The 11607-nt window shown below is 62.8% G+C and carries 11 protein-coding genes; 7 read left to right on the top strand and 4 right to left on the bottom strand.

The window, feature by feature from the left end:
• The first annotated feature begins 4 nt into the window (after window positions 1-4).
• On the top strand, window positions 5-910 hold the full coding sequence (locus tag HMPREF3171_RS10640) for a ribokinase (RefSeq protein ID WP_070484898.1): 906 nt from the start codon (window positions 5-7) through the stop codon (window positions 908-910).
• Window positions 911-929: 19 nt separating this feature from the next.
• A complete protein-coding gene (locus HMPREF3171_RS10635; RefSeq protein WP_371327151.1) occupies window positions 930-2828 on the top strand; it encodes a BCCT family transporter in 1899 nt (632 codons plus the stop codon).
• Here HMPREF3171_RS10635 and HMPREF3171_RS10630 read toward each other — a convergent pair whose 3' ends face one another.
• Window positions 2829-4007 (bottom strand): alpha/beta fold hydrolase, encoded by a 1179-nt coding sequence (locus HMPREF3171_RS10630; RefSeq protein WP_246815372.1) that lies wholly within the window; start codon window positions 4005-4007, stop codon window positions 2829-2831.
• 58 nt (window positions 4008-4065) lie between these two features.
• On the opposite strand from HMPREF3171_RS10630, the gene HMPREF3171_RS11950 reads away from it, so the two are divergent.
• On the top strand, window positions 4066-5022 hold the full coding sequence (locus HMPREF3171_RS11950) for a hypothetical protein (protein ID WP_141743400.1): 957 nt from the start codon (window positions 4066-4068) through the stop codon (window positions 5020-5022).
• 100 nt (window positions 5023-5122) lie between these two features.
• Here HMPREF3171_RS11950 and lepA read toward each other — a convergent pair whose 3' ends face one another.
• Window positions 5123-6979 carry a translation elongation factor 4 gene (gene lepA, locus HMPREF3171_RS10615; RefSeq protein WP_070484894.1) on the bottom strand — a complete coding sequence of 619 codons (1857 nt, stop codon included), beginning with the start codon at window positions 6977-6979 and terminating at the stop codon, window positions 5123-5125.
• Between the two features lie 44 nt (window positions 6980-7023).
• Here lepA and HMPREF3171_RS10610 point away from each other — a divergent pair, with 44 nt between their 5' ends.
• From HMPREF3171_RS10610 to HMPREF3171_RS10595, 4 genes are all read left to right on the top strand, one after another.
• Complete coding sequence (locus tag HMPREF3171_RS10610) at window positions 7024-7899, top strand: CPBP family intramembrane glutamic endopeptidase (RefSeq protein ID WP_083292076.1); 876 nt, start codon at window positions 7024-7026, stop codon at window positions 7897-7899.
• A gap of 33 nt (window positions 7900-7932) precedes the next feature.
• The gene (locus HMPREF3171_RS10605; RefSeq protein WP_070421325.1) at window positions 7933-8427 is read left to right on the top strand and encodes a type II toxin-antitoxin system PemK/MazF family toxin; all 495 of its coding nucleotides are present in this window, start codon (window positions 7933-7935) and stop codon (window positions 8425-8427) included.
• Between the two features lie 194 nt (window positions 8428-8621).
• A complete protein-coding gene (gene rpsT, locus HMPREF3171_RS10600) occupies window positions 8622-8885 on the top strand; it encodes a 30S ribosomal protein S20 (RefSeq protein WP_070421324.1) in 264 nt (87 codons plus the stop codon).
• Between the two features lie 96 nt (window positions 8886-8981).
• Window positions 8982-10007, top strand: coding sequence for a CE1 family esterase (locus tag HMPREF3171_RS10595; RefSeq protein WP_092100488.1), 1026 nt, complete (start codon window positions 8982-8984; stop codon window positions 10005-10007).
• A 23-nt stretch (window positions 10008-10030) separates the two neighbouring features.
• On the opposite strand, the gene HMPREF3171_RS10590 is transcribed toward HMPREF3171_RS10595, so the two are convergent.
• The gene (locus tag HMPREF3171_RS10590; protein WP_070421323.1) at window positions 10031-10675 is read right to left on the bottom strand and encodes a LysE family translocator; all 645 of its coding nucleotides are present in this window, start codon (window positions 10673-10675) and stop codon (window positions 10031-10033) included.
• Window positions 10672-11607: a DNA polymerase III subunit delta gene (gene holA, locus HMPREF3171_RS10585; protein WP_070484892.1), complete on the bottom strand. Its 936-nt coding sequence runs from the start codon at window positions 11605-11607 to the stop codon at window positions 10672-10674. Before holA ends, HMPREF3171_RS10590 begins: the two co-directional genes overlap by 4 nt.

Genomic DNA, 11607 nt, shown 5'->3' with positions numbered 1-11607 from the left:
ACCCATGAGTGCCGCAAAAATCTGCGTGGTCGGATCCATCAACGCCGACCTCACCGTCAATGTTGACCGACACCCCACCCCAGGCGAAACGCTACTCGGCTCCGGCGGAGGCATCACCGCCGGCGGCAAGGGCGCGAACCAAGCCTGCGCCGCCGCACGCCTCGGCGCCCCCGTCGCACTGGTCGGCGCGGTAGGCACCGACTCGAACGCCATCCCGGCAACTGCACTGCTGCGCGAGGCGGGCGTCGACCTCACCCACGTCGAAGAAGTCACTGAGGTCACCGGTCTTGCCGTGATCACCGTCGCAGCCAACGGCGAAAACACCGTCCAGGTCGTCCCCGGCGCCAACGCACTGGTCGACGCCGACTTCGTCTCCCGCCACGCCGAACCCGTCGAAGCCGCCGAAGTTGTCCTGCTGCAAGGCGAAATCCCGGCCGACGGCTTCGCCCGCGCCGTCGAACTGGCAAAGGGGCGCGTGGTGATCAACCTCGCCCCCGTCGTCGACGTACCACGCGAGGCCCTGCTCGCCGCCGACCCACTGATGGCCAACGAGCACGAAGCAGGCCTGATCCTCGACCAGCTTGGCTACGACTCCACCGGCACCCCCGAGGACCTCGCACGCCGCCTGAAGGACGCAGGCTTCGCCTCCGCCGTGCTCACCCTCGGTGCAGCAGGTGCGCTCGTGGTTGAAGGCGACGCGCTGACCCACATCCCCTCCCCACAAGTCGAGGCCGTCGACACCGTCGGCGCCGGCGACTCCTTCGCAGGCGCGTTCTGTGCCCGCATCATCGAGGGCGACACGCTCGTCGAGGCCTCCACCTATGCGTGCCGCGTCGGCGCGTTCTCCGTCACCCGCCCCGGGGCACAACCGTCCTACCCCACCGCCACCGACACCCTGCCGGAAGCCTAGAACCTTGATGAATCCCAAGATGAAGCCCATGCGCGTACAACGTGCAACAGGCATCTACCCCGACGATATGCACCCCGGGCTCGTCCCAGGCATCAGCGTCGAAGAATCACGCCACAACTTCCGCCTGGACAAAGTCGTTTTCGGCGTGACCGCCGCAGCGATCCTTGCCTTCATCATCTGGGGCGTGACTGCGCCCGAACAAGTTGGCTCGAGCGCCTCAAGCGCACTGACCTGGGGCCTTCGCAACTTCGGGTGGCTCTTCAACATCGTGATGGTCGCCTGCGTCATCATCATGGCGGTGCTGGCGTTCTCTCGCTTCGGCAACATCAAACTCGGCAAAGACGACGAAGAACCCGAGTATTCCTTCTTCTCCTGGGTTGCCATGATGTTCGCCGCCGGCATCGGCGTGGGCATCTTCTTCTTCGGCCCCTCCGAACCACTGACCATGTACCTCGACCCGCCACCGCTGACCGTGGAGGCCGAAACCGAAGAAGCACTGCACCACGCAATCGCCCAAGCCAACTTCCACTGGGGTCTTTCCCCATGGGCGCTCTACGCCCTGGTCGGCGGCGCCATGGCCTACTCCTGCTACCGCCGCGGCCGCCCCACGCTCATGTCGTCGCTGTTTACCCCGGTGTTCAAACGCTCCGGCCCCTTCGGCAAAGTAATCGACATCCTGGCCATCGTGGCCACCCTCTTCGGTACCGCAGCCACTCTGGGTATTTCTACTCTGCAGATCGGCGACGGCATCGCCATCATCCGCGGCGGCGACTCCGCCCCCATGGGCATCCTCCTGACCGTCATGGGTGTGCTCACCATCGGCTTTGTTATCTCCGCCGTCTCCGGTGTGGGCAAAGGAATCCGCATCCTGTCCAACATCAACATCTCCTTGACCTCAGCGGCGATCCTGTTCATCTTCGCCACCGGGCCAACCCTGCTGCTGGTCAACCTGCTGCCGTCAGGCACCCTGGTCTACGCCGACCGCTTCTTCGACATGGCGTCGCGCTCACTGTCCTGGGGTGAAGACACCCTCGACTTCCAGTCCGCCTGGACTGCCTTCTACTGGGCGTGGTGGATCGCCTGGGGGCCGTTCGTCGGCATGTTCATCGCGCGAATCTCACGCGGACGCACCCTGCGCCAATTCGCCGTGGTGACCACCCTCGTCCCCACCGCCGTGCTCATCTGCGCATTCACCATCTTCGGCGGCACCGCAATCACGTTCTCCCGCGAAGGCCGCGAAGGTTTCGACGGCACCGCCACCCCGCAGCAAGTGCTCTTCAACATGTTCGGCGAAATGCCGCTGGCGGAAATCACCCAATACATCCTCATCGGCATCCTCGCGGTGTTCTTCATCACCTCCGCAGACTCCGCCTCCACGATCATGGGCTCCATGTCCTCTAAGGGCGACCCCGAACCGAACAAACTCGTGGTGGTGTTTTGGGGCCTGGCCATGATGGGCATCGCCGTGGTCATGCTGCTCTCCGGTGGCGAAGACGCCCTGTCCGGCCTGCAATCCCTGACCATCCTATCCGCAATGCCGTTCTCGGTGGTCATCCTGTTGCTGATGTACTCGTTTATCAAGGACCTCTCCACCGACCCCATCGCCATCCGCAATTCCTACGCCCGCAACGCGGTGAAGTCCGCCGTCATCCGAGGCATCGAAGAATACGGCGACGACTTTGAAATCGTGGTCGAGCCCTCCGCAGCAGGCGAAGGCGCAGGTGCCGAGTTCGATTCCACGTCCGACGAATACACCGACTGGTATCGACGCACCGACGAAGAAGGCACCCCCGTCGGCTACGACTACGAAACCGGCGAATGGTCCGACGGCTACCAGGCCGAAGACGAAGACAGCACGAACACCGACAGCGGCACCGCCACCGGCACCGGCACCGCCGCCGAAGACAACCGCGGCTAGCTACTTCCCCGCCATGTCCAGCAGGCGGCCGAGCACCGCCTTGCCGTGGCGGCGCAGCCCGTCGTGCTGGAACTGGTCCGTCTCAAACACCTTCGCACCGATGACATCCGCGGTAGCCAGCGACAGCTCGCGCGGCACATAGATGTCGTCGGTGTACACCGCCGCGTATGCGTCGTGGCCCGAACCGAGCCCGGCGTAGAGGTTGTCCCAGTCGTCCTTTACTGCCAGCGCCTCTGCTGCAGCCTTGAACGGGCGCAGCTCCGGGTCCTCGTCGAATTGGAACGGGAAGATGTGCTCGCCGGTGAGGTAAAACTCTTCGTCGTCAGGGCTAGCGTCCGGCGCAAACCCTGCAAGTTCGCGAGAGACCCGCTCCGCCGCCCAGTTCGTCGCCCCCGGCACCGTGCCGCCGTAGATCGACTCGTGCACCGCCGCATACAGCGGCCCCCTGGCAAAACTCACGCGCTCCCCCACCGACGCCAAAAAGTCCGTGCGCAGCCTGCCGTTCGGGTGAAACGGCGCCTCAAACAACTGCGCCAGCGACGCGAACCCGTCCTCGCGCCCCAACTCAATGCCGAGGGTGCGCAGGCGCCGCGCGCTCAGCCGCTCGCCGGTGGGCAGCAGCTCCTCCTCCGCCTCCAGGTGGCGGCACACCTCACGGATCGTCCGCTCGGCCTCCGGGTACTGCTCGTTGAACTGCAGATGGCGGTGCTTCAGCTTGGCAAAGGTCGCACGGTAGACGCCATCCGCGCCCTCGCTTATCGACGGCAACCCACCCGTAAACAACGCCCTCCCCACACTCTCCGGGTGCACGGCCAAATAATGCGTCAGGCAGAACCCGCCAAAGGATTGGCCCAGCACATCCCACTGTTTCAGCCCCATCTCCTCACGCAAGGCTTCCGCATCGGCGATGATGTCGCTGGCGCGAAGCTGGGTGAGCACGGTGTCGTCGATAAGCGAAGGCGTCGCGGAATCAACCCTGGTCGAGCGCCCCGTCCCCCGCTGATCCAACATGACCACCTGGTAGCCACGCTCGAGCGCAGTCTCCACCCACTCAAACCGCTCACGCGGCGCCGGAAACCCCGGCCCACCCTGCAGGAACAACAACGCCGGGGCATCCGCCTCACCGAAGATGCGGGCGAAGATGGAAAAGCCGCCACGGTTCAACACAATTTCACGCATACGGCGATTGTAGGAACCGGGGCGAGAGTTTCCACGTCAAATAGTTATGTACGACGGAATGAACATCGAATTCCCGCCAACCATCGTCAATGCGTCCCAGATGGAACGCGGACAAAACTACCTGCCTGTTAGCAAACAACGCTTCATCCACGAGCGCCACAGCCTGGAACAATGGGCAGTCCAACTCGCGGCACGACACCACCCGCACAACCAGAAATACGACGTGCCCGCAGCCGTGCGCGCCGTCGTCCACGCGTACGAACGCCCAGGCAGCGTGGTGTGCGGATTCTCCGCGCTCGCTCTCTACGGATTGCCGTATCTCGTTGAAGGCGCAGACACTACTCTGCGAGCACCCACACCCCAAAAACTCAGCGCTTCCGCTATACGTCCCTCCGTCGCACGACTCCACGCCCCACACACAGAAACATGGACCCTCACCCACCGCGGTGTGCCCATCCGCGTTTCTCGACCATTACGTGCAACCGTGCAGGCTCTGCAACAGATTCGACGAGGCGAACACTCGTGGCAGACAGAGCCAATCCCCGGTGTGAGCCCAGAAATGGTCAAGGCTGTACAACTTGTCGACTGCGCCCGTCGACACCTCGGACTACAGGCGGAAGACATTCGCGCCAGCGCCCTTCGGCAAATCAATCAACGGTGGCTGTCTCGGGTGCTCGATCTGTCCCGTTCAACTGCCGATTCGCCGAAAGAAACCGAACTGCGGTTGCTCCTCCAGCCAGTGGTTCGCAACTACGGCCACACGCTCGTAGAGCAGTATCCGCTGACAGTGGGCGGCAAAGCCATTACGACCTTTGATTTTGCCATCCCCGAACTCAAGATCGGGATCATGTTCGACGGCCGACACCACTGGGAGTACGACCAACGACAGTTAGATACGTCCATCAACCTGACATCGATGCTTCATGGTTGGACGGTTCCCCGGGCGGGGTCGAAAACCATGCAGCAATGCGTCGAGGTCGTGGAGAAAACGATCCGGCAGGCGCGTCGGCGCTAGCGCGATGCAAGATGTTACAAGGCCCACGGTAGCGACCTGGGCAAAGTGTAAAACCACGCAGGCGGTACTGCGTGGTTTTACATCAAACTAGGGCGCCGAACTACTCCTCGTCGGTGGACAGCGCTGCCACGAACGCTTCCTGCGGCACGGTGACCGAACCGATGGACTTCATGCGCTTCTTACCGGCCTTCTGCTTCTCCAGCAGCTTGCGCTTACGGGAAATGTCGCCGCCGTAGCACTTCGACAGCACGTCCTTACGCAGGGCGCGGATGTTTTCACGGGCGATGATCTTCGAGCCGATCGCGGCCTGGACGGGCACCTCGAACTGCTGGCGTGGGATGAGCTCTTTGAGCTTCTTGGTCATCTTGTTGCCGTACCACTGGGCGGAGTCTTTGTGCACGATGGCGGAGAACGCATCGACGGGTTCGCCCTGGAGCAGGATGTCCACCTTGACCAGGTCGGCTTGCTGCTCGCCGGCTTCTTCGTAGTTGAGCGATGCGTAGCCCTTGGTGCGGGACTTCAGCATGTCGAAGAAGTCGAAGATGATCTCGCCGAGCGGCATGAGGTAGCGCAGCTCCACGCGGTCCTCGGAGAGGTATTCCATGTTCTTCATCTGGCCGCGCTTGGACTGGCACAGTTCCATGGTGGTGCCGACGAACTCTTGGGGCACGATGATCGTCATGTTCACGATCGGCTCGTACACCTCGGGGATTTTACCGCCGGGCCAGTCGGACGGGTTGTGCACCATTTGTTCGGTGCCGTCTTCGGCGATCACGCGGTAGGTGACCGACGGCGCAGTGGAGATGAGGTCCAGGTCGAATTCGCGCTCGAGGCGGGTGCGGGTGATCTCCATGTGAAGCAGTCCCAAGAAGCCGCAGCGGAAACCGAAGCCGAGGGCGACGGAGGTTTCGGGCTCCCAGGTGAGGGAGGCGTCGTTAAGCTGCAGCTTCTCTAGCGATTCGCGCAGGGCCGGGAAGTCTTCCTGAGACACCGGGAACAGGCCCGAGTACACCATCGGCTTGACTTCCTCAAAACCTTCTAAAGGTTGCGAAGCACCTTTAGAAGCCCAGGTGACGGTGTCGCCGACGCGGGTTTCGCGCACGTCCTTCACGCCGGTGATCACGTAGCCGACCTCGCCCGGGCCAAGCCCCTTGGTCTTCTTCATCGTGGGTGAGACCACGCCGATTTCTAGGATCTCGAGCGTGGTGCCGGTGTTCATCATCTGCACCTTTTGGTTCGGCTCCAGGCGGCCGTCCATCATGCGCACATAGGTGACGACGCCGCGGTAGGTGTCGTAGACGGAGTCGAAAATCAGGGCGCGGGCCGGCGCCTCTGCGCCGTGCTCGGACTCCGGAGCCGGGATCAGCTCAACGACGCGGTCGAGCAGTTCCGGCACGCCCTCGCCCGTCTTGCCGGACACGCGCAGCACGTCTTCCGGTTCGCAGCCGATGATGTTGGCGATCTCGAGTGCGTACTTTTCCGGGTCGGCTGCCGGCAGGTCGATCTTGTTCAGGACCGGGATGATTTCCAGGTCGTTGTCGATGGCCATGTAGAGATTGGCCAGGGTTTGGGCTTCGATGCCTTGGGCTGCGTCGACAAGCAAAATTGCGCCCTCGCACGCGTCGAGGGAGCGGGCAACCTCGTAGGAAAAGTCCACGTGGCCTGGGGTGTCGATCATCTGCAACACCATCTCTTCACCCGCGTGCGCGCCGGTCTTGGGCACCCACGGCAGGCGAACGTTTTGAGCCTTGATGGTGATGCCACGTTCGCGCTCGATGTCCATGTTGTCGAGGTACTGGTCGCGCATCTCACGCTCGTCCACCACGTTGGACAGCTGCAAAATGCGGTCTGCCAGCGTGGACTTACCATGGTCGATATGGGCGATAATGCAGAAGTTACGGATGCGGGCGGGGTCCGTGAACGTATTTTCCGCGAAGTTCGTCGATTTGGCAGCCATAATTGCTTCATCTTACGTGTCGCGCGACGCGCTAACGTGTGGGCATGCCAACTGAGTTTCACAGAGCTGGTTTAACGCACCGTTTGCGCAAGCCTGCGTGGTGGCGTCCGCTCGTCGAATTGCTGGTGCTCGCTGTATGCCTTGTGGCGTTCACGATGGCGATGGCGGTGCCGATCGGCCTTGCCGCTGGGTTCTACGGGCTGGGCCATCTTTTCGACGAAACCTCCTCCGACCCGCTTGCCTCCCTGGTGCAGGTGTTGTTCATCGCAGCTTGGCTGCCTGCGCCGTTTATCGCCGCGCGGGTACTCGGCCGCAAACCTGGTGCGCTCTCCAGCATCGAGGGGCACTTCCGCTGGGGCGTTGCTGGGCGCGCGTTCGTGGTGGTCGGCGCGATCTACGGGGCGCAGGTGCTTCTCGACGCCCTCCTGTTCGGGACCGGCGACCTTTCGCTGAGTCCTCGCGAATGGATGCTGCTCGCCGCCTTTGTCGTCGTCGTCCCGCTGCAGGCCGCGGCCGAGGAGTACGTCTTCCGCGCGAGCCTGCCGCAGATCCTCGGCCAGTGGATCTCACCTGGCTGGATTTGCTACGGACTGCCCGCCGCCGTGTTCGTGGCGTTGCACTTGTACAACTGGATCGGCCTGCTCGACATCGCCATTTTCGCCCTGTGCGCCGCACTGCTGACCTGGCACACCCGCGGTGTGGAGGCGGCCGTAGTTTTGCACGCGGTGTCCAACACGATTGTGTTTTCCTACGGCACGCTGGGATTGACTGATCCAGGCGAAACAGAAATCACCCTGCCTCAAACGGCCGTCTCCGCGTTGCTCACCATCGGAACGACCGCGCTACTCATGTGGGTGCTGCGCGACGTAGGGAAACATTCGCAGCAAAAAGTGGTTGTTCCATCCCCCGCGAAGGCTTAGAGTGGCCAGTGACCATAAACCGGAGGTGAAACCGTGGCGTTTGAGCGCTTTAAGCGAAAGAGGAAACCCGTCCTCGACCACGGTTTTACGCTGTTTGGTGATCGACTGACATCCCAGATCCAGCAACGCCGTGGTCGTGCCCCGCAAGTCTCGGTGCGCCCCACCGACTCCGTGTGTCGCAGCATCTACTACGCCCCGGACATGGACGGCACCGCCGAACCAGGCGAGGTTGTTTGGGTCACCGTCCCTTCACATCCGCCGCGGCAGCGCTCGATCCTGATCGTGGGCCGTGAGCGCCACGACGTGTTGGGGTTGCTGATCTCCCCCGAGCGGGAACACGAAAACGATGAGCGGTGGTTTGAAATCGGTCCGGGCGATTGGGAATCCTCCGGCCAGCCATGCTGGGTACGGCTAGACAAGACCCTGGTCGTGCCGGAATCAGACGTGGAACGTCGCGGCACCACCGTCCCGCCACGCCGCTTCCAGCGGGTGGCCAACACGCTGCGCGAACGCTTCAACTGGTCGTAACTCCAACAGTTTGGTTTGTGCAGTTCACACTGTTATTCTTTCGGGGTTGTTCGCATCCGGCGCTCAATAGGGTGTGCGGTGCTACGCGGACAGGACCTTGGGTTCGCGTTTGATACCCAAAGCACTGCACGCAATGCCCTGCCAGATGCCGCGACATGTACATGTTCGATTGAGAAACCAAGAGGTATTTCACGATGGCAAACATCAAGCAGCAGAAGAAGCGCGTTCTCACCAACGAGAAGCGTCGTCAGCGCAACAAGTCCTTCCGTTCCGCTACCCGCACGGAGATCCGTAAGTTCCGTGAGGCTGTGGAGTCCGGCGACAAGGCTGCCGCTGAGGCACAGCTGCGCGTTGCTTCCCGCAAGCTGGATAAGGCTGTGACCAAGGGCGTCTTCCACCGCAACTCTGCGGCGAACAAGAAGTCCAACATGGCTCGCGCCCTGAACAAGATGGACTAATTGCCGTTGTTCACAGGTTGATCCCGCCCAGGTTTATTCGGGGCGGGATTTACTTGTTTCTAACGCCGCGTGCGGCCCGACAAAAGAGGAACTTCCGTGAAAATTAAAAAGCGTGCGGTTGCGGCCGCGCTGACGTTTAGCCTGATGGCATCCCCTGCAATCGCTCCAGAGGCGAAGGCTGCAGACCCGTCCGTTTCGGCATCCGTGGATGCAGCTGAGCTCGTTTCGGCATTGTCGAAACTCCTTCCGATGAATAACCCGCAGGTCAAGCAGGCGCTTGGCGTGTTGACGTTGATCATCGCCGGTATTTTGGTTGCGGTGCCGATGGCGGAAGCGGGGTCGTCGATACGCAATGGCGCCGTGGGCGACAAGGCTCCGGGCAAGCACACGCGCCGCATCGTGGTGGATGGCACCTCGCGCTCCTACGATGTGGTCCTGCCGTCGAACTACTCCGAGGGCGTCGCCTACCCGGTGATTCTTGGTTTTGGTGGCTGGCAGCACACCGCGAGCCAGACGCGTGACTACCAGAAGTTCGAGACCGCAATCGACAACACGATTGTGATCTACGCGCAGGGTGTTGACAACGCGTGGGCTGGAGCGCCGTATGCCCGCACGTCGCTGAATGAGGACATCGCCTACACGCGCGCCATTATCGACGACGCCGCCACCCAGTACGGCGCCGACCCGAACCGTGTCGTCGCAGCCGGCCTGTCCAACGGCGGCGGATTTGCGGCCGCACTTGCCTGCCACGCCCCCGACACCGTCAAGGCGGTCGCCTCCGTCGCTGGTGCGTTTTACAACCCGACCGTGACCGGCTGTACCTCCGGATCGGTGCCCACGCTGATCATGCACGGCACCAACGACAACGTTGTGGGATACAACGGCGGTATCCGGCACGGTGCGTTCTACGAGTCGGTGGATAGCGTCATGCGCACCATGGCCTCGAAGAACAAGTGCTTGGGCACGACCACCCGTTCGCGCTCCGACAACGTGACCACGTTTGAGGCGCAGGGCTGCGACGCGGCCACGCGCGTGGAGCGCATCGAGGGTGGCATCCACACCTGGTTCACCGACCCGAGCGCAACCGCCCACACGGTGCGCTTCCTCCTGCCGTACCTGTAAACGGCGAGCCGTTTACAGGGCGGTTAGAGCGCCAGCGCCCCGCGCACGATCAAGGTCAGGCCGACGATAACGAAGAACGCGCCTGCACCGATGTCGATGTAGGGGCCGGCGCTCAGGAACTTCCGCCGCACCCGCTGGGTAGAGATCACCTGGACAAAGACGGCGAACAGGACGAAGGAGCTCAGCCACAGCGCAAACGTCACGATGAGGGCGGTGCTCAGGCTGGGGCTGGGCGGCAGCAGTGGGGCGATCATGGCGGACAGCGCGATGACGATCTTGGGGTTGGCGAGGTTCGTTGCTAAGCCACGCATGTATGCAGAGCGCACCGTGCCGAGCCGCTGCTCCGCCTCTTCGAGGGTCATTGGTGGGTTGTGCCGATCCGCGAGACCACCACGAACGTTGCTCGCCCCCATCGCAATCAGCACTGCACCACCCACCAGTTGGACGTAGGTCAGCGCGTCTGGGAACGCGTTGAGCAGCGCCGCAGCGCCAAAGACGGTGAGCGCGCACCACATGAGCACGCCAGTTTGGATGCCGATGGCGGTTGCCCACCCGTGGCGGCGCGAGCGCGTCGCTGTGCGGGTAATCAGCACCACGTCGGGACCTGGCGCGGCGGCACCGATGACGTTGAGGCCGATGATGACGGCGAGATCTCCCGGCGCGATCATACAAGCTCCGCGATGCGTCGCACGGCGTTTTCCAGGGCGAACTCGGCGTCGCCGCCTTGGCCTTTCACCTCTGCGTCGAGGTCAGCCACGATGATCACCGCTTCGGACACCGCTCGGCCAGACCAGTGGCGCGCCACCTGCATGGTTTTCTTGGCCACGTACGGGTGCATGCCTACGGTGCGTGCGATCTGGTCGGGGTTGCCGCGCACGCCGTAGAGTTTCGCGATGTCGCCGACCTTATGGGCGAGCGCTGCGGCGATGGTGGCCGGTTTGACGCCCAGTTGAAGTGCTCGGCGCGTCGATGCGAGTGCGCGGTCGGCGCGACCGGCGACCATTTGGTCGGCGATGTCAAAACCTGCGACCTCCGCGACGCCAACGTAGTATTCGCGCACCGCGGCGACGGTGATTTCCCCGTCGGTGTCGGCGACAAGCTGGCTAACGGCGGAGGCGAGTTCGCGCAGGTCTGAGCCGACGGATTCCAAGAGTGCGGCAACCACATCGGGGGTAGGGCGCACGCCGTGGGAGCGGAACTCTTCGGTGACCCAGGTGCGCCGTTGGCCGTCGTTAAGCGGATTGGCCTCGTACACATCGGCGAGTTTTTTGAACTTGGGCACCAGCGATTTCTGCCGCCCACCACCGGTGTGCTGGATGATGATCACGATGCCGGGTGCAGGATCCACGCACGCTTTCAGCAGTACCTCGGTGGGTTCTTTGCCTGCGAGTTCTGCGTGTTTGACCAGTACGACGCGGTCTTCGGCGAACAGTGACGGGCTGGTTGCCATGGCGATTTCGCCTTCGGTGACGTCGCCTGCGCGCAGGGTGGTCACTTCGATGCCGTCGCCAGCGTCGGCGATGATCTTTTTTGTGGCACGCTCGGCGAGGAATTCGTCTTCGCCTAAGACAAGGTGCACGGGGTTGAGCATGACGACCAT

The sequence above is a fragment of the Corynebacterium sp. HMSC08F01 genome (assembly GCF_001807545.1).
Taxonomy (GTDB): Bacteria; Actinomycetota; Actinomycetes; order Mycobacteriales; family Mycobacteriaceae; genus Corynebacterium; species Corynebacterium coyleae.
This window is presented reverse-complemented; position numbering and strand designations above follow the sequence as displayed.